Genomic DNA, 24,280 nt, shown 5'->3' with positions numbered 1-24,280 from the left:
CCGCGCATGCCCCCTGTAGGCGTTGCCCGGAACGCGCCTGCTGCCGGTACACCAAGCAGATTTCATGGCGATTGATCGCCTCATGGACTACCGGCCAGAACCTGTCGGGCAAAGCGCGCATTCTTGCAGGAGCAGACCCGGCAAACTTGTCTAGCGGGGCACATATTCAGTTGCCTTCCCCCCCTTGCCTCGCCAACAAAGGTCTTCATGAACGACCTTCTGACCATCGACGCTGCCGAGACCCTTATCGGAGAGGCCCTGAGGCCTTTTCCGACCGAGACCATCCCGCTCGGTCAGGCTGCCGGTCGCATCCTGCGTCAGAATGTCACCGCAGAGCGCGCCCTGCCGCCCTATGACCGGGTCATTCTCGATGGCATCGCCGTGGCCTGGTGTGACGGCCAACGTGATTTCCGTCTTGTCGCCACGCAGCCAGCCGGTCGGCCGCCACTCGCCATGCCAGACGGAACCGGTCAGGCAATTGCTGTCATGACCGGGTCAGTGCTGCCTTCAGGGGCCGACACGATCATTCCGCGAGAAGATTTCGACATTCAGGGCGATCTTGTTTCGCTACGCGCAGACGTCACGCCACGCAAAAACCAGCATGTCCATCCCAAAGGGGCGGATTGTGCGCAGGGTGCGGCCCTGCTTTCGCCCGGTCTGAGGCTGACACCACCCGAGATGGCTATTCTGGCCGCCAACGGCATCTCTTACCCCGAGGTCTCGGTCATTCCCTCTATTGCCATTATCTCGACTGGTGATGAGCTGGTCGCCCCCGATGCTCCCGTTCAGGACTGGCAGATCCGTCGCTCGAACGAATTTGCCATTGCCGCCTCGCTCTCACGCAAGGGCTTCACCCGTCAGGCCTTTGCCGTGCTGCCGGACGATCTGGCCCTGACGACCGACCACCTTGCGACGCTTCTGGAACAGCATGACGTGCTGGTTCTGAGCGGTGGAGTATCGATGGGGCAGTTCGATTTCGTGCCTCAGGCGCTCACGTCCCTCGGGGTAAGGAAAATCTTTCACAAGATAGCGCAACGCCCCGGCAAACCCTTCTGGTTCGGGCTCTCCGCCAAGGGGCAGCCGGTTTTCGCCTTGCCTGGCAATCCTGTTTCGGCATTGGCCTGTTGCAGCCGCCACGTTGTGCCAGCCCTTTTGCGCGCTCAAGGCCTCGTGCAGGAGGCCATTCCGGTGCGTCTTGGGGAGACCCTGTCTCCCCTTCCCTCCATGACCCGCCTTGTGCCGGTGCAGCTTGTGCATGGTGCCGATGGTGTTGCCACGGCCATACCTCATCCCATGCCGACCTCGGGCGATTTCAATCGTCTCGGCATGACACAGGGGCTCGTCACCCTTCCCCCCGGCACTGCCCCCCTGACGCCTAGTGCGAGCGTTCTTTTTCATGAATGGTGAGAGTTCAGCACCCGAACAGCCGAAAGACCTGCTGGCACGGCCATGGCACGATCTGCGCATTTCGGTCATGGATCGCTGCAATTTTCGCTGCCCTTATTGCATGCCGCAATCGGTGTTCCACGACGATTTCGCCTTTCTCGAACCGGCACAGCGTCTGGATTTCACGACAATAGAGCGTATCGCCCGCATTTCGGCGCGGCTTGGCGTCAGCAAGCTGCGCCTGACCGGTGGCGAGCCATTGCTGCGCCCCCGGCTCGACACGCTGGTCGCGCGGCTCGTCGCCCTGCCTGGTATCGACGATGTAGCCCTGACCACCAATGGCGTTCTGCTCGACCGCCATCTCGACGCGCTCTATCACGCCGGGCTCTCTCGCCTGACGATCAGTCTCGACAGTCTTGACCCTGCTGTTTTCAGCCACCTGAGCGGTGGTCGCGACGCGCTGGATACGGTGCTGAGCGCTATCGACAAAGCCGCCTCACGAGGCTTTCCCGGTGGCATCAAGATCAACACTGTCGTGCAGCGCGGCATCAACGAGCAGGATATCCTGCCCCTGGTGAGCCGGTTTCGCCACACGGGCATCACCCTTCGCTTCATTGAATTCATGGATGTCGGCACGCGCAATCACTGGTCCGAAAGCGCTGTCGTGCCCTCTGCGACCCTTCTGGAACGCATCGGGGCTGTCTATCCGCTCGAACCGCTCGAACCCCTCTATCGCGGCGAAGTGGCGCAACGTTACCGTCTTGCCGACGGCAGCGGCGAGATCGGTTTCATTTCCTCGGTCACGGCGCCGTTCTGCGGCGATTGTTCGCGGGCGCGTCTTTCTTCAGAGGGGCAGATCTATACCTGCCTCTTCGCAAAGACCGGGACCGATCTGCGCCCCGCCCTCGCTGACACCGATGATGCAGCGCTCGAAACGCTGCTCCGTCGCATCTGGCGAGGCCGCGCGGATCGTTATAGTGAAATACGCAATCCAGACCCGCAGCGTGCTTCAGGCGAGCGGATCGAAATGTATTATATCGGAGGCTGAGATGGTGTCGCTGACCCATGTGGATGAAACCGGACAACGCCCCCATATGGTCGAGATCGGCGATAAAAATGTGACCCGCCGCGAGGCTCATGCCCGCGCGACGCTTCGCTTTCCGCTCGAAGTCGCCCAGTCCCTTGCCGAGTCAGGCTATATGACCAGCAAGGGCGCCGTCCTGACTGTGGCGCAGCTCGCGGGTATCATGGGCACCAAGGCGACGGCGCAGCTCATCCCGCTCTGCCACCCCCTCTCCCTCACTGGCTGCAAGGTAGAAATTGCCATCGAAGGATGCGATGCCCTCATCGATTGCCGCGTCAAATGCGAAGGCAAGACCGGCGTTGAAATGGAGGCCCTGACCGGTGCTACCGTGGCCGCACTCACGCTTTACGACATGTGCAAGGCGCTCAGCCATGACATGGTCATTCAGGACGTGCGCCTGATGGGCAAGACCGGTGGCAAGCGCGATTTCGGCACACCCTGACATGCCGCGCCTGACTCTCGAATATTTCGCCCTCCTGCGCGATGAAGCCGGTTGCCCGCAGGAAGAAATCGACACCAGCGCGACCAGTCTCGCCATGCTTTATGACGAACTGACGCATCGTCACGGCTTTACCCTCCCGGCGAAGCGTCTGCGTGTCGCCGTCAACGCGGCCTTTGCCAACTGGGATCATCGCCCGGCAGAAGGAGATCATGTCGTTTTCATCCCCCCGGTATCCGGCGGATGAGCACGTTCCTTCTGACCGACTCCCCGATCGACCCGAACGCCTACGCATCAGCCCTGCGCCGTGACGAAGCCGGGGGCTATTGCAGTTTCGAAGGCTGGGTGCGCAACAACAGCGACGGACAGGCCGTGCTCGGCCTCGATTACCAGGCCTATCTGCCCCTCGCTGAAGCCGAAGCGCTTGCCGTCCTTGCCGAGGCGGAAACGCGCTTCGACATTCTGGCCGCCTCCTGCATTCATCGCATCGGCACTCTGGCCATTGGAGACATGGCAGTCTGGATTGGTGTCTCAGCCCCGCATCGCGATGCGGCGTTTACTGCCTGCCGCTTTGTTATCGACGAGATCAAGCGACGCGTGCCGATCTGGAAACGCGAGCGCTATGCCGATGGGCATTCCGAATGGATTGCCTGCCATGAGGTAGCGGAAATTTCGTGAGAATGGGCAGGGGGCTCTGCCCCATACCCCGCCAAAGGGCCGTCGCCCCTTGGAAACCCTTAATTTGAGGTGAAAGAGAAGCGCCTCGCAGCGCTTCAGACCAGACGCCAGCCGACGATGAAGAGCACGGCAGCCAGAACGGTGCGTTGTACGCGTTCATTGACCTGACCGACGCAGAGACTGCCAAGAATGATGCCGGGGATGGAGCCGCAGAGCAGTGAGACCAGCATCGGGATCTTGACGGCACCCAGCCACCAGTGACCCATGCCTGCAATCAGCGTCAGCGGAACAGCATGGGCGATATCCGAACCGACAAGACGCGCCGTGCTGAGCGACGGATAAAGCAGGATCAGCACGGTCATGCCAATCGCCCCGGCCCCTACGGAAGAAAGCGTGACCATCACGCCCAGAACGGCGCCCAGAACAACGGTCAGGATAGCCGCGCTACGCGGCGACAATTCGCCTGCATGGCGATGAGACCAGGCCTGCAACTCCTTACGGAAAAAGACGCTGGGCGCGGTAATCAGCAGCGCCACGCCAAGTGCAGTCGACACCAGCTTTGTCGTGTCATGCGACGGGCTGCCATACCAGTGCAGAAACAGCAGAGCGATCAGCGTGGCAGGCAGGCTGCCAGCCAGCATGCGCAGCACGACGCGCCATTCGACCGCCCCGCGATGACCATGCACCAGGGTCCCGACCGATTTCGTGATTGCCGCATAGAGCAGATCGGTACCAACGGCGGCCTGGGGATGCACCTTGAACAGCAGGATAAGCAGAGGGGTCATCAGGGAGCCACCGCCGACTCCGGTCATACCGACCAGAAAGCCGACGCCGAGACCGGAGAGAACGAACAGCCAATTCAGATCGGCAAGCAGTGACATGTCGGAGCCTTGATGCGCTTCTTGGGGAACGAGGCGCGACTAGGCCATACTTCACGACATTAATCAACGCTCATAGTGGTTTGAATTTAATGAACGATCCACCATCGTTATTAATCCTATCCTGCCTTGCCATCTTCCAACGCGATGACGATAGTGGCGCTCCCTCATCGTATTGACCGGAAAGATCATGCTCGACATCCAGATCCAGGCACCGTTTCCCATCCTGCAAGGCAAGGGAGCCCCGGAATCGGAGCAGACACTCGTCCTGCTGACCGGGCCGGATTTCGATGTCGCCAACGGCCCGTTTGCCCATCTCGACGCCGCGACGGGCGGGGCGCTGCGTCGTGCCACCGCCATTTCGCGCTTCAAGGGGCAGCGCGACCAGAGCTGCGTGCTGCTGGCCCCCTGTGCTGCCTTTGCGCGGATCGTCCTGATCGGCTGCGGTCCGGCTGACGAGCTGGACATCCCGACCATGGAAGCGGCTGGCGGACAGGCGGCAAAAGCCGTGCGCGACACCACCCATGCCGATCTCGCCCTGGCCGGGCGTTGTGCCGACTTCGCCGCTCACGCTGCGTATGGAGCGGCTCTGGGGCGCTACAGCTTCGAACTGTATCATACTGACGAGCAAGAAAACGCACCGCAGCTGCAGCGCCTGCATATCGGGGTCGAAAACCCCGACAGCGTACGTGCCGAGTGGGAAAGCCTGCGTGCCGTGGCCCAGGGCGTGTTCCGGGCGCGTGACCTGGTCAGCGAGCCGCCCAATGTCCTGACCCCGCCCGAATTTGCCCGACGCATCGAGGGTCTTCGCGATCTGGGCGTTGAGGTCGAGATTCTCGATTCCGCCAAACTGGCAGAGCTGGGCTTTGGTGCATTGCTCGGCGTGGCGCAGGGCAGCGATCAGGAAGCCCGTGTGGCGATTATGCGCTATCGCGGCTCGGAAGAGGCACCGCTTGCCTTTATCGGCAAGGGCGTGACCTTCGATTCCGGCGGTATTTCCATCAAGCCTGCGGCTGGCATGGATGAAATGAAGACCGATATGGGCGGTGCTGCGGCCGTTGTCGGTGCGATGGAAGCCGTGGCCCGTCGCAAGGCAAAGACCCATGTGATCGGCGTGGTGGGACTTGTCGAGAACATGCTCTCTGGCAATGCCCAGCGCCCCGGCGACGTGGTGCGCAGCTATGCTGGCAAGACCATCGAAGTGCTGAATACCGATGCCGAAGGGCGCCTCGTTCTGGCCGATGTGCTGGCCTATGCCAAGGAGCGCTTCCAGCCCCGCCTGATGGTCGATCTGGCCACGCTGACAGGCGCCATCGTGGTGAGCCTCGGTCATATACGCGCCGGTCTTTTCAGCAATGACGATGCCCTCGCCAATGCACTTTTCGAGGCGGGCGAGCAGACGGGCGAAGCTGTCTGGCGCATGCCCATGGGCAAGGCCTATGACCGTCAGCTTCGTTCCGATATCGCCGATATGAAGAACATCACGGGCCGCCCTGGCAGTTCGATCACGGCGGCGCAGTTTTTGGCGCGCTTCGTGGGCGACACGCCGTGGGCCCATCTCGATATCGCTGGCGTTGCCTGGCGCTCAGATGCCGCACCGCAATGCCCGAAGGGCGCAACCGGCTTCGGCGTGCGTCTGCTCGACGCGCTGGTGCGCCATCACGAGCCGGAAACCGCAAACGCCTGATGAGCGAAATCGGCTTCTATCACCTGACCCGCACCACGCTGGAAGACGCCCTGCCCGCGCTCTTGGGTCGTACCCTCGATGCCGGGCAGCGCGCAGTCATTCGCTGTCGCGATGCGGCACAGGTCAAGCAGCTTGATGAAGCGCTCTGGAAGGCCAAAAACCCGCTCTGGCTTCCCCATGGCAGTCAGAGCATGGGGCATGGTCCTCGTCAGCCCATCTGGCTGACGAAGGGCGTTGACGTGCCCAATGATGCCCGGTTTCTGTTTCTGCTGGATGGCGGTGTCGAACAGGGCCTGGAGCAGTTCGACCATATCTTCACCCTGTTCGACGGTAATGATCCGCAGGCCGTCTCACGCGCCCGCACGCTTTGGAAACAGGTGAAACAGGCCGGGCACAGTCTGGCCTATTGGCAGCAGCAGGAACGCGGATGGCAGAAAGCCGGGTAAACCCTCGCCTCTGACACAGTATATCGCTTTTATCACAAAGCGATTATCCGAACGATCCGACTCTATACTGTTCCGTTTACTGATCATGCATCGGGACCGCAGCGCCGCCTGAAGGAAAGGCGCCGGTTCGCTTCAGGAAAGAGCGATCATGTCACTCAACGGAAAAGTCATCCTCGTTACCGGCGCTGCACAGGGTATCGGTCGCGGCATCGCCCTCCGTCTGGCGAAAGACGGTGCTGATATTGCTCTGGTCGATCTCAAGACGGACAAGCTGCACAGCGTGAAAAGCGAGATCGAGGCGCTGGGCCGCAAGGCCAGCGTTTTTGCCGCCGATGTGAGCGATCGTGACGCTGTCTATGGGGCAATTGACCACGCCGAAGCCGAGCTGGGCGGGTTTGATGTCATGATCAACAATGCCGGCATCGCGCAGGTCAATCCGATTGCCGATGTCATGCCAGAAGAGGTCGAGCGTATTCTGCGCATCAATATCCAGGGTGTGCTCTGGGGCATTCAGGCTGCCGCCGCCAAGTTCAAGGCACGCAATCAGAAGGGCAAGATCATCAACGCCTCCTCGATCGCAGGGCATGATGGATTTGCGATGCTTGGCGTCTATTCCGCCACGAAATTCGCGGTGCGCGCTCTCACCCAGTCAGCGGCCAGGGAATATGCGAGCGCGGGCATCACCGTAAACGCCTACTGCCCCGGTATCGTAGGCACGGATATGTGGGTCGAGATCGATGAGCGCTTTGCCGAGATGACCGGCTCGGAAAAAGGCGAAACCTACAAGAAATTCGTCGAGGGCATTGCGCTCGGTCGTGCCCAGACACCCGATGACGTGGCAGCACTCGTTGCCTTCCTGTCCGGGCCGGACTCCGACTACATCACAGGTCAGGCCATCCTGACCGATGGCGGTATCGTCTATCGCTGAGCCTTCACGGGAGGCTTTGAAAGAGGCCTTCCATCGGTTCGATCAGCATTCCGGCAGATTGACGGCAAGACCGCCCAGAGACGTTTCCTTGTAGCGGTGGTTCATGTCGCGTCCCGTCTCAGCCATGGTGCGGATGACCTGATCGAGCGAGACCATATGAGCACCATCGCCATTGAGTGCGAGCGAGGCGGCATTGATTGCCTTTACTGCCCCAAAGGCGTTGCGTTCGATGCAGGGTATCTGCACAAGCCCCGCCACAGGGTCACAGGTCATACCCAGATGATGCTCCATGCCTATTTCTGCAGCATCCTCGATCTGCTCGGGCGTGCCACCCAGTGCCGCCGCCAGCCCGGCCGCCGCCATGGATGAAGCGACGCCGACCTCGCCCTGACAACCCACTTCAGCCCCTGAAATCGACGCATTGAGCTTGAAAAGCCCCCCGATGGCGCCAGCGGTCAGCAGAAAATCGCGCATGCCCTGCTGCGCCGTGGCAGGCGGGAGAGGCGGGCAATAATCGCGGTAATAGCGCAGAACCGAAGGAATGATTCCGGCGGCACCATTGGTCGGCGCCGTGACCACGCGACCACCGGCAGCATTCTCCTCATTCACGGCAATAGCGAAAAGGCTGATCCAGTCCATGATACCATGGGCCGAGCGCGTATTGGCGCGCTCCCGCTCCCGAAGCTTTTCATGCAGGGCGCGCGCCCTGCGGCGCACTTTCAGACGCCCCGGCAAAATGCCGCTTTGCTCCATTCCGCGCGCAATACAGGCCATCATGACCGCGATGATCTCGTCGAGATAGGCAATAATCTCGTCTCTGGGGCGCAGGGCGCATTCATTCTCCATGACGAGGGCCGCAATACTCAGATCATGCAATCTCGCCTGATGCAGCAATTCGGCGCCACTGGTGAACGGGTAAGGCACGCTGGGCTGGGCATAACCTGCTGTTTCGGTCGCTTTCTCAGGAACGATGAAACCACCGCCCACCGAGCAGAAACGTGCCGTTTCAAGCGCCTCACCTTCAGCGTTCAGCGCCTCGAATTGCAGCGTATTCGGATGAACGGGAGGCACGCTCTGCTTGTCCAGAACCAGATCGTGAACCGGGTCGAAAGGCAGTACCTTGCCATCGAACACGATGTGTCTGTTCGACTCGACCTGCGCCACGATACCGTCTGCTGCATCCGGATCGACTGTCTGCGGCAATTCGCCGCACAGACCGAGAATTACCGCCTTGTCGGTCGCGTGACCCTGGGCTGTCCATGCCAGAGACCCGTAAAGCGTGACACGCAGACGCATGATGCTGTCGAAATCGGTGAGCGACGTCATGAAACGCTGCGCCGCCCGCATCGGCCCCACCGTATGGGATGATGACGGACCGATACCGATTTTGAAAAGATCGAACAGGCTGATCATGCGCGTCTCGTCGTCACACTCGGGCAGAACCGGAACGGTCGGCCTCTGCCATGGCAGAAAGATGAAAAACAGGTCTCAGAGGTCTGAAACGTTTCCACCTCGAAAGCAACTCTTCCGCCTCATCGCGCCGTGTCGGGACACTGTCAGGCGGCGCCTACCACCCCTCATGCACCGACCCAGCCACGGCGATTGCCTTCACAGCTTCGCACGAACTCTCGCAGGCCTGGCAGGGTATTTTCCGCTGTTCACCGCTGCTGCCCGACCAGGGGCGGCCAACGCCTTCCAATCTGGAACGACCGGTTAGGACCGGATTTTGCGACTACTCACATCCAGACCCCGAACCCTGAGAAACTGATTAAGCACAAAGGGCACGCGCTCAAACGCCCGGATTGGATATCCAGCTACCAGTTACTGGGCCCGGCTGCTTCTCAGAGCCGGGAGAGGCTCGAGATCGTGGCCACATCAACACAGAGGTGAGCGGCAATCATTTCGGGGGAGGATGCGGCGAGCCATTGGGAAAGCGAAAGGTCGTGATAGTGATCGGACCTGAATATCTGGAGCACCCTGAGCGGCACATTGCCGTCATTGCGGATGAAATACCCTTCTGCCTTCGGCACATGGCCGATCATCCCGGTGCAGACGCGCCTTTCCTGCCGGGCCTGACCGGCCGGAACACAGGTAACGACACCCGCCCCTTCAAGGCAGATCTGCCAGACAGATGTGTTGAGGTGCCAATGAAGGTCAGTGCAGCGACCGGGACTGATCTCGACGAGTGCCGCAGAAAGCGCATCGGGGTCAGCAAAGGCATCGGCTTCGAGAACACGTATGCTGCCCCAGAGAGTGGTCTCTGCGGTCTGGTCGAGCAAGGTATGATGGAACGGGCCAGGCGTGGGCCGCTGGTCGGCCCAGCACCAGTCGTCAGCTGAGACGTCAGACTCTGTTTCCCTGCCGCCGACAAACACGACGACACTCGCGTGCTCATTGTCGCGGCAATGCAACCACGCTGAAGCGGAAGCTGGTACGCTCCACACGTCACCTTCGTGGAGCATGTCGTGATAAAGCGCCGCCCCCGTCTCGGAGCACATTTCGAGTCTGGCGCTGCCAGAAACAACCATACCCCAGCCCGTCGCGTCACAGCGCATGACAGCGCCTTCGGCACCCTGACCCAGATCGTGACGCCTGACCTCGACCTCACTGCACTCCCGGACGTTCTTTCGCTTCGGCCACATGCCCTCAGCGTCGGTCTCACCGAACCCTTGGGCGGCCCACAATCGGGCAGCCAGGCCAGAGGCGCGTTCGCGCCGCTTCATGAAGGCCGCTGACCTGCTTGTTTTCGTTCCGCCGAAAAGGCGCTGGAAAACGCGATGATCGAAAGACACCATTTTCAGCCTCCTTTTTGAAAGCAGAAGCCGCGCCTCAGGCTCTTGCCACCAGCCTAACGCCGCTCGGCCCTCGGGGGGGTACTTCTCACGTATTCGTGATTGTCGATTGGCTACCATTATCGAACGCCGAACCAGATCTGACGCTTCGGCCTGCAGATTGAAAAGGAAGTTTTCATGAAAACGGTTAGTTTTCGCGATGGCCACACCATTCCGGCACTCGGTATGGGGAGCTGGAATGTAGGGGACGCGACAGCGACGCGCGCCGAGGAGATCGCCAGTCTTCACGCAGGTCTCGACGCCGGTCTTAGCGTCGTCGATACAGCAGAAATGTATGGTAGCGGTCGCTCCGAACGCCTCGTCGGTGAGGCGATACGCGGCCGACGCGACGACGTCTTTCTGATCAGCAAGGTGCTGCCGTCGAATGCGAGTTACGAGAAAACCCTTCGCAGTTGCGAGGCCTCTCTCGACAGGCTGGGCACCGATCACCTCGATCTTTACCTGCTGCACTGGCGTGGTGGCGTACCGCTGGAGGAAACTGTCGAAGCTCTGACGCACCTGCAAAATCGGGGGATGATCCGACGCTGGGGTGTTTCCAATTTCGACACCGAGGACATGCAGGAACTGGATGAACTTGGCGCTGACTGCGCAGCAAATCAGATTCTCTACAACCTCGAGGCACGCGGCGTGGAATTCGATCTGCTGGCACGCGACAAGGCGGCAGGCATTGTTTCGATTGCCTATTCTCCTCTCGGCCAGGGCGGTACGTTGCTTGATGACCCTGTTCTGATCGATATCGCGAAAAGCCATGAAACGACGAAAGGGCCGGCGAGCCCGGCCCAGATCGCCCTGGCCTGGGTGCTTCGTCAGCCCAACCTGCTCGCTATTCCGAAGGCGGGCTCCCGTGTGCATATGCGCGAAAACATCGCAGCGCTTGATCTGGTTCTGAGCAAAGAGGATCAGACGCGCCTCGACGCGCATTTTGCGCCACCACGCAGCAAGACCCCGCTGGAAATGATCTGACAAGGGCCGAACGCCCCCTCCTGTAGCGAGGCTTGATCAGGTCCGGCTCTCGGCCTCTGGTTTGCGGCATTTCTTTCCGGCAAACGCGAATACTTCCGCGAGCCGAAATAAAATACCCGACAAGGTCAGGGCCCGGATGGCAAACAGAGATCTGCTTGCCAGTCGCGTCGGGAAAAATTCTCCTGTTTCCTGCCCCGCTAGGCAGCAGGGCTGCAAGACGCAGAAAAACGCATGAAATAAAGATCATATTTATTCGGGATTGATTTTTATCAGAAGGGATAATTATATTTATTCTTAAATATATTTAGAAGAAACATAAATAGTTCCAGAACTCACAAATGGATTGTCCATGACTCAAGCCGAATTCGAGCGCTATCTTGCCGCTCACCCGCATCTGCTGACTCCCTTTGCACAGGAACGCCGGATCTGGATCTCGCATCTCCCGAGCGTCCAGATCAGGAGCTTCACCGACTATCTCGGCGAGGCCGTTGGGTGCTCTCTGGTGTGTACCCAGATGGAGCCTGAACTCGAATTCGTCTTTTACGACCCGCAGGCGCCCGGCAACAGCGAAAACGAGCTGATCGAACTGGCCCATGAGCGCGCCGGAGACCTCGACCTCCAACGCCTGCCATTGGCGCTTTAAAAACCCTGCATCTATCGCGGCCTGAAAGCAGGGTGAGAGGAATTGGGTCGGGGTTGAAACTGCGGTAAGGAAAACCTGTCCGTTTACGTCAAGTCAGGATGCCTCCCTGTTTTCAGCCCTTCCCCTTGCCCTGCTGCTGAGCTGCCTCGTGCTACGCCTCGCTACATCATGGCGTCGCGGACCGCTCATGTCCCTGCTGCGCGCGACTACCCTGGGCATTCAGGGCGCGGTGGGGTGCTGGGGCGCCCTGGCGAGCCATGAGGCTCGGCTTGGCCCTTTGACGCTCGACCCGCTCAGCGCGTGCTGGATCGTACTCTGGACCCTGTCGCTCGTCACACCCCGTCGATATCCGGGCCCGATAGGCGAGGCACTCGGCAGCATCGGCCTGCTCTGCCACAATGCGGCGCTGTCGCTCTTCTGCTTTCTGCCTTGTCTGGCCGAGGCCGCCCATAGGGCCGAGGCAGCACAGGACGGGCAAAGGCTGCGCGCCTGGCGGCTGGGCCTGCTGGCCCCTTCAGGATGCGCGCTCGCCATTCTTTCGGGTTTTCCTGCGCTTGCCTGCCTGGCCCCGGCAGCAGGCCTCGCCACCTTGCCTGCCTTTGCAGAGATGCCCCTCCTCTCCTACGCGCTTTTCGTGCCGCCGCTCCTGCAGACGCATGGTTTTTTCTGGCCGGTCAGTCTGGTGCTGCTGGGGGCGGGTCTCTGTCTTTGCCTGCGCATCGACAAGGCCTTAAATTACTGGCCCCTTCTGCTGCTCGGATTGACGCTCTGCGCAAGGGAAGGCGGGCTGGCCGACACGGCTCTGGCCGGCAGTGAGGCGATGATCCTTGCTCTGGCGCTGCAAGGGCTCGGCAACAGGGCTTTCCTGTTCCAGACGCCGTTGCCGCCTCTGGCCGGATTCCTGCCTTTCTGGCTGGGGTTGCATGTGGTCAACGGGCTGAGCGGGCTCTCCCCCGCCTGGACCGCAGGAGCGGTCATGCTCAGCCTTCTGATCGGGGTGCTGATGGTGCGGGGCTGGCTGTCTTCGTGGCGTTCGCTGACCCGGGTTTTCACATTGCATCATGACGGATTGCCAACAGCACTCACCCTTGGCCTATGCCTCTCGATCTGCCCCGGTCTGCTGCTTGGGCTTTTGCATGTTTCCGCGCTCGATCTGGCTGGCGCCGGTCAGGATATCTGGCGTGCCTGGCCCATCTGGTCCGTTGCTGGAGGTGACGGCGCCTTCTGGTATCCGGCGTTCGTTTTCCTGATCCCGGCCCTGATCATTCCTGCCGCCATGACCCATCTGCCGTCAGTGGCGAATGCCCTGCCAGACTGGCCCTCGCCCGAAATCAGGCTACGCCTGCCTTGGGGCGTGCGGCGCGCGCTCGCACTCCTGCGCGCCCGCTGGCAGACGCTGCGCAATGGGTGGCGTCCTGTGACGCAGGGCGTTGCCTTCGACCGGGCGCCCGTGTTTCGCAAGACCGGCTCGGCTCTGGCACGTCAGACATTATCGCTCTGGCTGTTTCTGCTTGCCGCCGCTCTGGCCTGGCTTGGCTGGTCCGCATGATCGGATTATTCGCCCTCGCTCTGGCCACGACACTCGGCCAGATAGCCTGCCTGTCTGTAATTGCCCCGTTTCTGACCGATCTCGAGCACAGCTTGCAGGGCCTCGGTGCCGGGCGCAGCAGCATCGCCCCTGGATGGCGCTGGCGCCAGATACGCCGTGGCTGGGCGCAGCGCCGCGCTGTTCCTGCCCTTTCCTGGCTTGGCCTGTGCGCCGTTTTTCTTGCCATGACGGGCATTCCCTATGCCTCTGCGCGATCGCTGTTCGGCTTTCTCTCGGAACCGCTCGCCTGCGGGGTCCTGCTGATCCTGTCCTGCCTACCTGCCTGGATGCAGGCACTGCAGAAACCACCGACCCGGCTGATTACCCTTCGCCTGCGCAGTTCCGTGGGCCAGCTTGGACGTGATCTGCTGTTTCTGGTGCCACTTCTCGCCCTGACCGGCACACTGATCGCCATTGGTCTGCCCGGCGCCGGAACGCTCATTGGTCTGCTGCAGCAGCGGCTTTTGCAACCGGCCCCTACCCTGATCGGCGGGCTGGTGTTTGTCGCAGCCGCCCTGCTTCTGGTGCTGAACCGCCGCTTCCTGTCCGATAGCTGGCATGAGGAACTGATCGCATCAGCCGAGGGGCGTCATCGCGCCTTGCTGCGCTACAGCCATGATCTTTCTGCCTGTTGCTGGTATCTGCTGATCGCCGATCTTGTCTGGCCTGATTCGATTGCTGCAGGCATTCGTCCTCTCGGCACGCTGGTCGTGCTCTGGTGCGTCGCGGCTCCGGCCAAACTTGCCCTGGTGGTTGCCCTGGCCGCAGGCTGGCGCGCCTGTCGGCCACTCCCTGCGTCACGCCTCGCTCTCGTTCTGAGCGGCGCCGCGATCTTGCTCGTTCTTGCGGGGAGGCTGGCGGCGTGACGGTTCTTCTTGGCCTTGCCCTGCTGATCGCCCTTGGCGCGATCGGGCGTGACGCGCGCATCCTGCCCTTTCATGGCACATGCGCTGCCGCCTGCGTGTCGGTCATTGGCCATGGCGCACCTGCCATGGCTGCGCTCATTCTGCTGCCCGTGCTCAACGGTGTCGGGTGGATCGTTCTGCGCACCCATATCGCCTGGCGGTCGGGGGATCTGCGCGAGCGACGCGCCACCCAGCAGGCGGCAGGCATTGCGCTGTGCGCCGCCATCGGGCTCGTGCTTCTCACCGCACTGGCCGCCACACCGGGGCTGCCTGTGCTGATCTGCATCGGTATCGTTCTTTCTGGCCTCTGCGCCGCTGCCCTGCCTGTGCCTTTGCTCCAACTAATTGGTTTGCTCTGCGGACTGAATGGGCTGCTGCTGCTTGGCGGCCACACCGAGAGCTGGCCCCTCATTCTGGGCACGGCACTGGTCTGGGTCGGCTTGCTGGCGCTGGGAGGCTGGCTGATGCCAAAACTCGCCTGGCTGCGTCTGGAGGGGCGGCATCATGGCTGAGACTTTGCACCAGATTGCCGGTTTTCTGGTTCCGACATGGCCGCTTCTGGCTTCCTGTCTTCTGGCGCTCATGCCCGAGGCACAGGCCACCCGTTCGGCACGTCATTTCACTCTTGCCGGGCTTGTGTTGACGGCCCTGCTCGATCCGCTTCTTCTCGGTCAGGATATTCTCGCCCGCTGGGCCTGTCTTCTGGCTGGCTGCGTGCCTTTTCTCTCCTGGCACGCACACGAAAAGCGCCTCGCCCTCTGCCTCAATCTCCTGGCGAGTTCTGCAATCATGCTGGCACTCAGCGTGCATACGCTGCTGCCCGTCACCTGCCTGACCGCCTTCACTGCGCTGATTCTCGCCCTGCGCGAAACCCTGGTTACGACCCGGGCGAGACAGGCCTGGGAGTCGATGCGCCTGCGGCTGGCAGGAGTGGTTCTGGCCCTGCTGGGCACAAGTCTGACGACCCTGACCCCGGACCCGGCCACACTACGCCTCGGCGATCTGTTTCTCTCTGTCGGGCTGTGCCTCATGGCCGGTCTCGGCGCACCCATGACGACACAGGCTCATGCCGCCACAGAAGAGCGAGGTACTGCTCTGCTGGACATGCTCCTTTGCCTGAGTGTCGTGGCCTTGATGCTGCGTCTGCCTGAACGCGACATCACCCATATCGTGCTGGTTCTCGCCGGATTGGCCGGGCTCTGGCTGTGCGTCATGACCCGGCAGGACAATGCCCGCCCGATTGTGGCGCTGGCCATTCTTGCCGCCACCCTGCCCCACGGCGTCTTACCCGTCCTGCTGCTTCTGAGCAGCGGGCTGGCTCTGGCCGCCATTCCTGCCCTCGACCGATCAGCGCGTTTCTGGATACTGGGCAGTCTGCCCCCCTGGCCGGGCTTTACCGCAGGTTTCGGAATTGTGGGCGGGCTGGCGGCAACCGGCATGATCCCGGCCTTGCTGTGCCTTGCGGCTCTCGGCCTGCTGGCGAGCCGGGCGCGTCTGGACGTTATCCTTCCCTCACCGTGGCAGGACAGGATCGTGATCGGCGCCCTGCTGGCCCTTGGTCTCGCCTCGCCTTTTCTTCTGACCCTGCCTGACTCTGTCTGGGCCCTGCACTGGAGAGCCCCATGAGCATGGCGCAGCATATCAGGAGAGGCGAGCGCCTGGCGCCTTTCCACTACGCTCTGGACGAGCCGCAATGGCGCGCCATGATCGACGCCAGACCGGGCTGGTTCATTGCCCATTGGTGTGACGACAGCCGCGCCTATGCGCTGTTTCTCGATCAGGAAACACCGCTCATGGCCAGCACGCCGCTCATAGACGGGCGGTGTTTCGCCCTTTCCGCATCGATCCCGGCAGCCTCCTGGCCAGAGCGCATTGCACAGGATCTCTGGGGCTGTCTGCCCCTGGGGGCTGCCGATACCGAGCCCGCGCTCGATCGCGGCGGCTGGGCGAGCGTCTGGCCGCTCTCGCAGCGCTCCGTTGCGTCAGATCATAGCCCTCCGGACCCCGGTTTCCGGGAGGCCGCGCATACCGACATGGCGCCTTTCGCATGGGGGAACAGGCAGATCACACCGGGGGCGGCGCATATCGGGCTGATGCAGCAGGTTCAGGGCCGCAAGCCTGAAGAGGCACTACGTCTGATCGGGCGCAGCGTCTCGGCAGGCTTCGTAGCGGCACCCCTGGCCTATTCCCGCGCCATCGAACAGGCGCTCGGGCTCGTGCCGTCAGACGCCGTACGCGATGCCCGGACGCTTCTGGCAGAAATTGAGCGTATCACCGTGCATTGTCGCGATATCGCACTGATGGCACGGCTGACAGGGTTTGCGCTGCTCGCCACCCATGCCGCCCTTGCCGAAGATCTCTGCGCCGCGCTTTGTGCCCAGCATGGTGCCTCACGACGCCTGATGGATGCGATCGCACCAGACGGCATCGCTGCCGGGATCGATATCTGCGCGCTTGCCCATGCCGTTCATGACGCATTGATGCCACGCCTGCCGGTCCTTGAGGGGCTACATGACCAGATGGCGGAAATCCTTGAAGGGCTCGGGGTCATTACGGCCTCAACGGCAGAGCGCTTCTGTCTCGGCGGGCTGATCGGTCGCGCCTCGGGACGCTCTTTCGACCTGCGCCAGCTTGAGGACGACATGCGCCATGTGCCCGGACGCGCTGGGTCCCGTCTTGCCGGAGACGGCTGGGCGCGTCAGTGCCTGCGTCTGGATGAGCTACGCGATGCTTTGCGCCGCATCGAGCGTATCGCAACGCAATTCGGTGCGCCCCTGCCCATGCCCCCGCCCGTCCCGACAGGCTCTGGCGAGGGCATAGGCGCCGCCGAGGGGCCGCATGGCGATCTGTGGTGCTGGGTGAGGCTGAAAGACGCGCGTCTCGACGGCATCATGCTGCGCGATCCGGCGCTGGCCACGCTCTCTGTTCTACCATCTCTCATGCATGATCGCTGGGAGGACAGGCTTGTTCTCGCGTCTCTCGGTTTCGATCCCGGCGGGGCAGAGCAATAGCGCCGGAAGATCAGGCCTCGACGGGAATCTTGTCTTCTGCCGGCCCCGATACCTGTGCGACGGCAGAGGGGCTGGCGGGTTCTTTCGCCGGGCGCAACGAGCAGATGATGGCGCGCCAGAGCCTTGTCACGAACATTGCAAAACTGCTGAAAACCGTCGCGTAGCAGGCGCCCTTGAGCGACCATGTTGCCGTCAGACCGTAAAGTATCGGAAAATAGGCAAGGGTAATCCAGGTACGGTTGGCCATCAGGTAACCGATCTGCCCCATCACCGTCAGAAGCGGCTCAAGCGGAACGACGAGCAGGGTCAGCACCGCCGAAACCAGCATGATCGAGATGTAATAGGTCGTACCATGCAGATGGATATGCAGCATCAGCGCAAATATCCGCCCCCCGAAAAACGCCGAGACGAGCAAAAGCGCAACCGAGACGCCGCAGAGCATGGCAAAGATCTTCCATGTCAGGCGCTTGAGGCCACGCCAGTCCTGACGGTCACGCATCTTGACCAGTTCGGGATAGAGCACGGGAGACAGCATCTGCGCCGGGGTGACGATGCCATCGGCAATCTGACGGCAGATGCGAAACACCGCGGCCTCGGCAGAGCCGAGAAGCGAGCCGACGACCAGCGTGCTGATATGGCCTGAAACCGCACCGAGTGTCTGGTTGATGCTGGTCGACCGCGTGAAAGCCCACATGCCCGGCACCTGCCACCGCCATTGCGTCAATACATCGCGCCACCGCAGACGCAGACCGATTTTCTGACGCAGGGTGGTGAGAGCGAAGAACAGGAAGAGCCCGTAATCGAGCAACACCGCCCCTGCCCAGATCAGGACAAAGAAACCGAGATGCAGATGCAGGACGAGACCGAGCGCCGTTCCCGCCGTACGGAAAACAGCAGTCACCGTATCGCTGATCGGCACGAGATGAAACCGGTCGGTCAGACGCAGAACGCCGTTGCTCCAGCCAGTATACATGAAAGGGCTGATCAGGGCGTAGCCATAGGCGAGCGATGTGACCCAGGGAGTCCAATGCGCAATATGGCTATACAGGGTGACGCTGATGACCCCGATCGACACGGCAACAACCGCCGAGAGCAGGTCGAGCCTGACGCAGAAGCCCAGAATCTGGCGCAGCAGGTCAAGATCGCGTCTGGCATAGGGCTCATTGCCGAAGCGGATAAGCGTCTGCCATGACTGCATGCGCGAAAAGGTCGAGGCCATGATACCCAGAGAATGGATCAGGATCAGCAGACCGAACTGCCCCAGCCCCAAAGCCCGGACCGCAAAAGCGATATAGGCAAAACTGCAAAGCGCTGTTGCGATACGCCCCAATGTCAGGAAGCTGACATTATGAACGATCCGTCTGGCGGCTGAGGGGTGTTTCGACATGCAGGGGTTTTGGACGCCCCGTTCTGAAATGGGAAGGGCAAAAAAACCTGACTGCTTTCCTGCCTGCCCGACCTTGCGCCTGCGCAGACGGGCGTTATCTCTGACTCACACGAGGGCATGTCCGGTCCTCTGAAAGCCCTGTTCGGCCTGCACCCCCGAGGTATCATGCATCTTCCTCTCCGCCGCGCGCCTTTTCCGGCCTCCATGGCAGTCGAGGCGGACCCTGCCTCTTTCGCCACACCGCGCCTCGTCGCCCTGAATGAGCCTCTGGCAGAAACGCTCGGTTTTTCAGCCGAATGGCTCAAATCCCGCGAAGGCGTGGCGCTGCTGAGCGGTCAGGCGCGCATCGACGGGGTGCCTGCACTGGCACAGGCTTATGCCGGTCATCAATTCGGCCAGTTCGTGCCGCAGCTCGGTGATGGGCGCGCCCATCTTCTTGGCATTTTAACTGACGATCAGGGCCAGGTTCGCGATATGCAGCTCAAGGGCTCTGGGCCGACCCCCTTTTCCCGTCGGGGGGACGGACTGGCGGCGCTTGGCCCGGTTCTGCGCGAATATCTGGTGAGCGAGGCCATGGCAGCGCTTGGCGTGCCCACCACACGCGCACTTGCAGCCGTTACGACCGGCGAGACGATCTGGCGTGACAAGCCGCAACCCGGCGCCATTCTGACGCGCATCGCCTCAAGCCATCTGCGCGTTGGCACATTCCAGTATTTTGCCGCGCGCGAGGACCGTGAGGCTCTGACTTTTCTCTGCGATCTCGCCTTAGACCGCCACGACCCAGCAGCCCGTGAAGCCGAAAATCCTGTTCGCGCGCTTTATGAGACGGTCGTGGCCAGACAGGCCCGGCTCGTCGCGGATTGGATGAGCGTCGGCTTCGTGCATGGCGTGATGAATACGGACAACATGGCGCTGTCAGGCGAGACCATCGATTATGGCCCCTGCGCCTTTCTCGATGTCTATCGTCACGACAAGGTATTCAGCTCCATCGATCGCAACGGACGCTATGCCTATGGCAATCAGCCGCGTCTGGCCGGGTGGAACCTCGCCCGTCTGGCCGAGACATTGCTGCCATTTTTCGACCCTGATGAAGAGCGTGCCCTCGCCTGGGCGCAGGACGCACTCGGTCGCTTCCAGAGCCTCTACGAACACGCCTGGCTGGCCCGGATGCGCTCCAAGCTGGGCCTGACCATAGAAGGCATTCAGGATAGGGCGCTGATCGACGCCTTGCTAAAGTTGATGGAAAACGGGGCACTGGACTGGACGCTCACCTTCCGTCGTCTCACCAGAAACGAACCTCTGACGGATGGCCCAGCTTCCGAAGCGCTTGAACGCTGGAAGACCGATTGGGAAGCACGACGCGCGTCCGAGCCTGCCTCGACGGAAGAGCAGGATGCTCTGATGCAGCGGAGCAACCCCGCCGTAATCGCCCGCAATCACCGCGTGGCCGAAGCCATCGCCGCTGCCGAAACAGGCGATTTCTCGGTTTTCGAAGCCCTTCTGCAATGTCTGCGCCACCCCTTTAAAAGCGATGACGCCTACGAAAAGCCCCCGTCACCGGAGCAGATCGTCCACGCGACCTTCTGCGGAACGTGAAGTCGGACCCATTCGAAGATTCCAGCATCAAACCCAGAGCTTTCCTGCCTGCATGATGAGGAGAGATCTGGGCGCTGGAAAGCAGAGAGCAGAACTCCGAAAGCTTTGAACCGAGGCTTCTGCCAGGATACAACACTCCTTAGCGGAATAAGAGGACCGCGGCAGACTTTCCCGGGACGGTGAAAAAGGTTCTGGCACTCCAATCAGGATAACGCGTCCAGAAAAGAACCCAAGATGTCGGGTCGAAGAGAATTCTGCCCTGATCGCCTGCAAAGGAAGTCTCATGGGCAGAGTGCAGAAAACTGATAGGGGCATCTCTCTGGCTTTATCTGATGATGAAGCCCTTGTTTTATTCGAATAGCTCTCACGCAACTGGGAGAGAAATCAGTGGGGCGACGATCGTCTTTTCGCTGACCGGGCGGAGCGCTCGTTGCTCGTGGATATCGAAAACGGCCTGGCATCAGTGCGCGCCGCGCCCTTTTCTTCGGATTACGAGGAAGCGCTGTCAGCAGCCCATAGAGCCATTAATCGATGAGCTAGCGTCCCTGTTCTGGCGCTTGACGCCCTGTCTTTCGTGACTTGAAGCCGAGACTGTTCTCTGTCGATTTCGTTGTGAATTGTACCTTTCTCAAAAGACACGTCCCTGAAGAATAGCGGCATCCTCTGGAAACTCTGAGGAAAAGCACGTCGCTTACCGACAAACTTCACGTTGCTTTGAACGCCCGGGCAGTCGCCAAAATAGCTTCGCTCCGTATGATGCGACATCGAAATGGAGCGCTCCAACGATGCCATCTATTCGTGAAAACTGGTGCTATCTTTACGGATTATCATCCTACTTCTTCCTTTTCCTCTGGTTTTCGCGAATAATTCCAGCATCGCCTCCACAGATGGCACGACCGGGGCTTGTCTGCTTATGGGTTGGCTCGCTCCTGGCCAGTTTCTTCTGTTGCTATCGTCCACGTTCGCTGCGACAGGGGGTGATACGCAGCCTATCGCTGGGAGGCTCGGCGTTATGGCTGGCGCAAGCCACTCTGCCGGGTGTGTCATCCGGACTGGCGGGTCGTACAGGCTGGCTGCGTGCGTTAGGTGTCAGCCTCGCTCTTGTCTGCGAAGGCGCAGCACTGATTGCGCTTTTACGTGTGCTCTTCGGTCGCGAATGCGACCCACGCCTCCTTGAAGATCAGGGCGTCCCACCATTTGTCGCACGCCTCATCGTGGCCGAGGCCCGTTTCTGGCGGCGTGTGCTGGAATTCCTGACTGGCCGCTGAGCCAGTTCGTTTTCGTCACCCTTGCAACAAGCCGAATCATGAACCCGAGATTTTTCCTTCCGGCCTTGCTGGTAGCTTCCCTCGCATTTGCGCCCACGCTCTCGCAAGCCGCAGAAGACACGGCGATACAGACGGCTGCACAGCCTTTCTCGGTAGTCGTCGAAGGCAGTGGGCCGGACGTCATTCTGATACCGGGCCTTGCCTCGCCGCGCTCCGTCTGGAATGACCTCGCCACGAAGCTCAAGGCGCATTACCGGCTGCATCTGGTGCAGATTGCCGGATTTGCAGGGGAGCCCGTACAGAAAGAGGCTCCAGAGCAGGTCATGCAGCCGGTTGCGACAGCTCTGTCGCGCTATATCGAGGCAGCGCATCTGCATAAGCCGACGGTGATAGGACATTCGATCGGTGGCGAGCTCGCTCTCATGGTGGCCAGTGAAACGCCCGATGATGTCGGCGCCGTCATCGTCGTCGACGCGCTGCCATTCTATCCACTTGTTTTCAACCCAATGGCGACACGCGAGACGGCATTGCCGCATGCAACAGCACTAAGGCAGGCGCTGTTGCAGGAGACACCCGAAAGCCAGCGCAGAGCGAGCCAGCAACAGACGATCGCCAGCATGGTCAAGACCCCCTCGGCACGTCCCGCTCTGGTGGAGGCCGGGTTGAAATCCGACAGGAAAACGATTGCCAACGCCCTCTATGACGACATGACAACCGATCTGCGACCGGCACTTTCGAAAATCACGGCTCCCGTCACCGTCATCTATGCCTATGACCCTGTTTTCGGTGTCCCTGCCACCGCAATCGATACGGTTTATCGCACGAGCTATACCGGGACAGCTCATGTGCACTTCACGCGTATCGATGACAGCTATCATTTCATTATGATTGACCAGCCGGAGAAATTCGGCCGTGCTGTAGAGGCTGCTCTCAGGCCCAGTCACTGAGGGGCAGCCGGGAGTGTCAGGTGAACCCGAAGCGCCTGCGCGCTTTGCGGATCTCCCTTCCGGCCTCGATCATGAGGCCATGAGGGGACAGAACGGTTTTCTTGATATCGAAGAGAGTGACATCTCCCACCGCCGACAGCGTATGCATGCCTTCGGTGAAAGGGGCGAAGCGGGGCGCTATTGGCAAGGCCGGACCTGTATGGGTCACGACCCGCTCGGGGGTCAGGACATCGAACCAAAGCGGGCGCACGGCACCGCCATAGGTGTGAGCGCAATCCTGCACTGGCAGCATGAGCTTGCCGTCGATCTCGACCGGGGTTCCACCCGCCCGGGCGCTAGAAGGGTCGAGGCGGACCGGGTTCTGTCTGTGGCGGGTCCATGGGCCGCTGAGGGTTTCCGCATAGGCCAGATGAAGACGGCTCGGTGCCTTTTTGGCCGCCTCGACCGGGGTGTAGATCAACCACCACAGATTATCGCGAAAACAGAGCGTGGCATCGACCGCGATCTCGCCCCCCAGATCGATCTGACAGGCCGGAACCCACTGATCGGGAAAGCGCTCGGCGCGATAGAGGATCTGTGTGCCAGAACGATGCGCCTCGGGCAGCATCCAGAACGCACCTTCGGCCTCGATGATTTGCGGGTAGGACAGATGCCAGGGCTCACGCAGCACGATCTCGTTTCTGATCAGCCGCCATGCCCGGTCATAAACGAACAGCTCAATCTCGCCGATACGATTGCGATAGTCGTAGATCTCGAGAAAGACATGCAGCCTGTCCTCGTGCCAGACACCAAACGGGTCGGCACGAAACTGGAAGGCACGCGGCATATCAGGCAGGAAATGGCACGGAATCTGCGACCAGTCAGTATGACTCAACAGGCTGGCCAGAGGCGCCTCGAGAATGCCCGATCGCCAGATATCCTTGCGCAAGCTCATGATGCCCTCCCCCGTTCAAGACGGCGCAGGGATTACCATCTCCCCGCGCTTTCCAAAACAGGCCACGCGACAGGCTTCGCCCGGAATGATCGATGCCGCAGCGCCATTCAGCGCAGATCGATGCGGATTCGCCCTTTTGGAGAGGACGTATCGGTTCTGGCGTCAATCTGCACCTGATTGACCGGCGCGCCGGAAGCCACGATCTGGTCTGCCACAGCCTTGCCGTCCTGTTCGGAAAGTGTTTCCAGCGCCTTGACCTGCGCGGCGGGACTGCCTGCTTCAGGAGACAGAACAGAGACCACAAACATGATGGTCGGCCTGCGCGCGAGGGCAAGCTTGACGCTGCGATCGACAGCAGGCGCCCATTGCTCCTTTGGCGTTCCCGCGACGATCTGCAGAAAGGGCGCTGGCGGCGGCTTTGAGGGCGGCGCAGGCGGATAATGCGGCTTGGGGGGCTTGCCTGCATCGGGGTTGAACAGGCGCTGGTCAGGCGGCGTACAGGCCGCCAGCACCCCGGAAATCAGGCATAGGCTGATACCGGTCAGAAAGCGAAACTTCAGGAAACCACAATTTGTAGCATTCGTCATCGTCATGACCTTGAGAACTTGCAGGTAGAGCGGACACAAGCAAGAGAGCGGGAACAGAAAGACCAGTTTTCAC

At 61.1% G+C, this 24,280-nt stretch carries 24 protein-coding genes; 18 read left to right on the top strand and 6 right to left on the bottom strand.

Translation table 11 applies throughout. The annotated features are described in order from the left end of the window. Positions 1–207 precede the first annotated feature (207 nt). The 5 genes from AAID99_RS13845 to AAID99_RS13825 are packed head-to-tail and all read left to right on the top strand — an operon-like array spanning position 208 to position 3,587. Positions 208–1,407: a molybdopterin molybdotransferase MoeA gene (locus AAID99_RS13845; protein ID WP_498494170.1), complete on the top strand. Its 1,200-nt coding sequence runs from the start codon at positions 208–210 to the stop codon at positions 1,405–1,407. Further along, positions 1,397–2,434 carry a GTP 3',8-cyclase MoaA gene (moaA, locus tag AAID99_RS13840; protein ID WP_188426758.1) on the top strand — a complete coding sequence of 346 codons (1,038 nt, stop codon included), beginning with the start codon at positions 1,397–1,399 and terminating at the stop codon, positions 2,432–2,434. The genes AAID99_RS13845 and moaA overlap by 11 nt, the downstream gene beginning before the upstream one ends. A gap of 1 nt (position 2,435) precedes the next feature. Then, positions 2,436–2,912, top strand: a complete 477-nt coding sequence (gene moaC / locus AAID99_RS13835) for a cyclic pyranopterin monophosphate synthase MoaC (RefSeq protein ID WP_498494169.1) — start codon at positions 2,436–2,438, stop codon at positions 2,910–2,912. A gap of 1 nt (position 2,913) precedes the next feature. After that, positions 2,914–3,156 (top strand): MoaD/ThiS family protein, encoded by a 243-nt coding sequence (locus AAID99_RS13830; RefSeq protein WP_188426756.1) that lies wholly within the window; start codon positions 2,914–2,916, stop codon positions 3,154–3,156. Further along, positions 3,153–3,587, top strand: a complete 435-nt coding sequence (locus AAID99_RS13825) for a molybdenum cofactor biosynthesis protein MoaE (protein WP_188426755.1) — start codon at positions 3,153–3,155, stop codon at positions 3,585–3,587. The genes AAID99_RS13830 and AAID99_RS13825 overlap by 4 nt, the downstream gene beginning before the upstream one ends. A 95-nt stretch (positions 3,588–3,682) precedes the next feature. Here AAID99_RS13825 and AAID99_RS13820 read toward each other — a convergent pair whose 3' ends face one another. Beyond that, positions 3,683–4,468, bottom strand: a complete 786-nt coding sequence (locus AAID99_RS13820; RefSeq protein ID WP_188426754.1) for a sulfite exporter TauE/SafE family protein — start codon at positions 4,466–4,468, stop codon at positions 3,683–3,685. 187 nt (positions 4,469–4,655) lie between these two features. Between AAID99_RS13820 and AAID99_RS13815 the strand changes: the two genes are divergently transcribed. The 3 genes from AAID99_RS13815 (at position 4,656) to AAID99_RS13805 (ending at position 7,526) form a co-directional block, all read left to right on the top strand. Then, complete coding sequence (locus AAID99_RS13815) at positions 4,656–6,152, top strand: leucyl aminopeptidase (RefSeq protein ID WP_498494166.1); 1,497 nt, start codon at positions 4,656–4,658, stop codon at positions 6,150–6,152. Continuing rightward, positions 6,152–6,598 carry a DNA polymerase III subunit chi gene (locus AAID99_RS13810; RefSeq protein WP_498494165.1) on the top strand — a complete coding sequence of 149 codons (447 nt, stop codon included), beginning with the start codon at positions 6,152–6,154 and terminating at the stop codon, positions 6,596–6,598. The genes AAID99_RS13815 and AAID99_RS13810 overlap by 1 nt, the downstream gene beginning before the upstream one ends. Before the next feature lie 148 nt (positions 6,599–6,746). Then, complete coding sequence (locus AAID99_RS13805) at positions 6,747–7,526, top strand: acetoin reductase (protein ID WP_188426751.1); 780 nt, start codon at positions 6,747–6,749, stop codon at positions 7,524–7,526. Positions 7,527–7,568: 42 nt separating this feature from the next. Here AAID99_RS13805 and AAID99_RS13800 read toward each other — a convergent pair whose 3' ends face one another. Then, positions 7,569–8,939 (bottom strand): L-serine ammonia-lyase, encoded by a 1,371-nt coding sequence (locus tag AAID99_RS13800; protein ID WP_188426750.1) that lies wholly within the window; start codon positions 8,937–8,939, stop codon positions 7,569–7,571. Positions 8,940–9,367: 428 nt separating this feature from the next. Continuing rightward, positions 9,368–10,321: a cupin domain-containing protein gene (locus tag AAID99_RS13795; protein WP_498494163.1), complete on the bottom strand. Its 954-nt coding sequence runs from the start codon at positions 10,319–10,321 to the stop codon at positions 9,368–9,370. Between the two features lie 174 nt (positions 10,322–10,495). Between AAID99_RS13795 and AAID99_RS13790 the strand changes: the two genes are divergently transcribed. The 7 genes from AAID99_RS13790 (at position 10,496) to AAID99_RS13760 (ending at position 17,488) form a co-directional block, all read left to right on the top strand. Further along, complete coding sequence (locus AAID99_RS13790) at positions 10,496–11,341, top strand: aldo/keto reductase (protein WP_188426748.1); 846 nt, start codon at positions 10,496–10,498, stop codon at positions 11,339–11,341. Between the two features lie 349 nt (positions 11,342–11,690). Continuing rightward, the gene (locus tag AAID99_RS13785; protein WP_188426747.1) at positions 11,691–11,984 is read left to right on the top strand and encodes a hypothetical protein; all 294 of its coding nucleotides are present in this window, start codon (positions 11,691–11,693) and stop codon (positions 11,982–11,984) included. A gap of 187 nt (positions 11,985–12,171) precedes the next feature. After that, positions 12,172–13,533 carry a hypothetical protein gene (locus AAID99_RS13780; protein WP_498494161.1) on the top strand — a complete coding sequence of 454 codons (1,362 nt, stop codon included), beginning with the start codon at positions 12,172–12,174 and terminating at the stop codon, positions 13,531–13,533. After that, a complete protein-coding gene (locus AAID99_RS13775; RefSeq protein WP_498494159.1) occupies positions 13,530–14,438 on the top strand; it encodes a hypothetical protein in 909 nt (302 codons plus the stop codon). The genes AAID99_RS13780 and AAID99_RS13775 overlap by 4 nt, the downstream gene beginning before the upstream one ends. Then, entirely contained in the window at positions 14,435–14,989 is a 555-nt protein-coding gene (locus tag AAID99_RS13770; RefSeq protein ID WP_498494157.1) for a hypothetical protein, read from the top strand. Before AAID99_RS13775 ends, AAID99_RS13770 begins: the two co-directional genes overlap by 4 nt. Continuing rightward, on the top strand, positions 14,982–16,103 hold the full coding sequence (locus AAID99_RS13765; RefSeq protein ID WP_498494155.1) for a hypothetical protein: 1,122 nt from the start codon (positions 14,982–14,984) through the stop codon (positions 16,101–16,103). The genes AAID99_RS13770 and AAID99_RS13765 overlap by 8 nt, the downstream gene beginning before the upstream one ends. Further along, entirely contained in the window at positions 16,100–17,488 is a 1,389-nt protein-coding gene (locus AAID99_RS13760) for an NADH-quinone oxidoreductase subunit D-related protein (protein WP_498494154.1), read from the top strand. Before AAID99_RS13765 ends, AAID99_RS13760 begins: the two co-directional genes overlap by 4 nt. Positions 17,489–17,498: 10 nt before the next feature. Here the strand turns inward: AAID99_RS13760 and AAID99_RS13755 are convergent, their stop codons facing one another. Then, positions 17,499–18,875 carry a lipopolysaccharide biosynthesis protein gene (locus AAID99_RS13755; protein ID WP_498494153.1) on the bottom strand — a complete coding sequence of 459 codons (1,377 nt, stop codon included), beginning with the start codon at positions 18,873–18,875 and terminating at the stop codon, positions 17,499–17,501. Between the two features lie 117 nt (positions 18,876–18,992). Here AAID99_RS13755 and AAID99_RS13750 point away from each other — a divergent pair, with 117 nt between their 5' ends. The 3 genes from AAID99_RS13750 to AAID99_RS13740 all read left to right on the top strand — a co-directional run bounded on the left by AAID99_RS13750 (position 18,993) and on the right by AAID99_RS13740 (position 22,686). After that, positions 18,993–20,471 carry a protein adenylyltransferase SelO gene (locus tag AAID99_RS13750; RefSeq protein WP_498494152.1) on the top strand — a complete coding sequence of 493 codons (1,479 nt, stop codon included), beginning with the start codon at positions 18,993–18,995 and terminating at the stop codon, positions 20,469–20,471. Positions 20,472–21,358: 887 nt separating this feature from the next. Further along, the gene (locus tag AAID99_RS13745) at positions 21,359–21,739 is read left to right on the top strand and encodes a hypothetical protein (RefSeq protein ID WP_498494151.1); all 381 of its coding nucleotides are present in this window, start codon (positions 21,359–21,361) and stop codon (positions 21,737–21,739) included. Positions 21,740–21,777: 38 nt separating this feature from the next. Next, a complete protein-coding gene (locus AAID99_RS13740) occupies positions 21,778–22,686 on the top strand; it encodes an alpha/beta fold hydrolase (protein WP_498494150.1) in 909 nt (302 codons plus the stop codon). A 16-nt stretch (positions 22,687–22,702) separates the two neighbouring features. On the opposite strand, the gene AAID99_RS13735 is transcribed toward AAID99_RS13740, so the two are convergent. Further along, positions 22,703–23,620 (bottom strand): glucosamine inositolphosphorylceramide transferase family protein, encoded by a 918-nt coding sequence (locus tag AAID99_RS13735; RefSeq protein WP_229719824.1) that lies wholly within the window; start codon positions 23,618–23,620, stop codon positions 22,703–22,705. A gap of 107 nt (positions 23,621–23,727) precedes the next feature. Beyond that, positions 23,728–24,213 (bottom strand): hypothetical protein, encoded by a 486-nt coding sequence (locus AAID99_RS13730; RefSeq protein WP_498494149.1) that lies wholly within the window; start codon positions 24,211–24,213, stop codon positions 23,728–23,730. Positions 24,214–24,280 lie beyond the last annotated feature (67 nt).

This window comes from Asaia sp. Ae19-3 (assembly GCF_059801175.1).
Note: the sequence above shows the minus strand (reverse complement) of the source record. Positions and strands in the feature narration are given on the sequence as shown.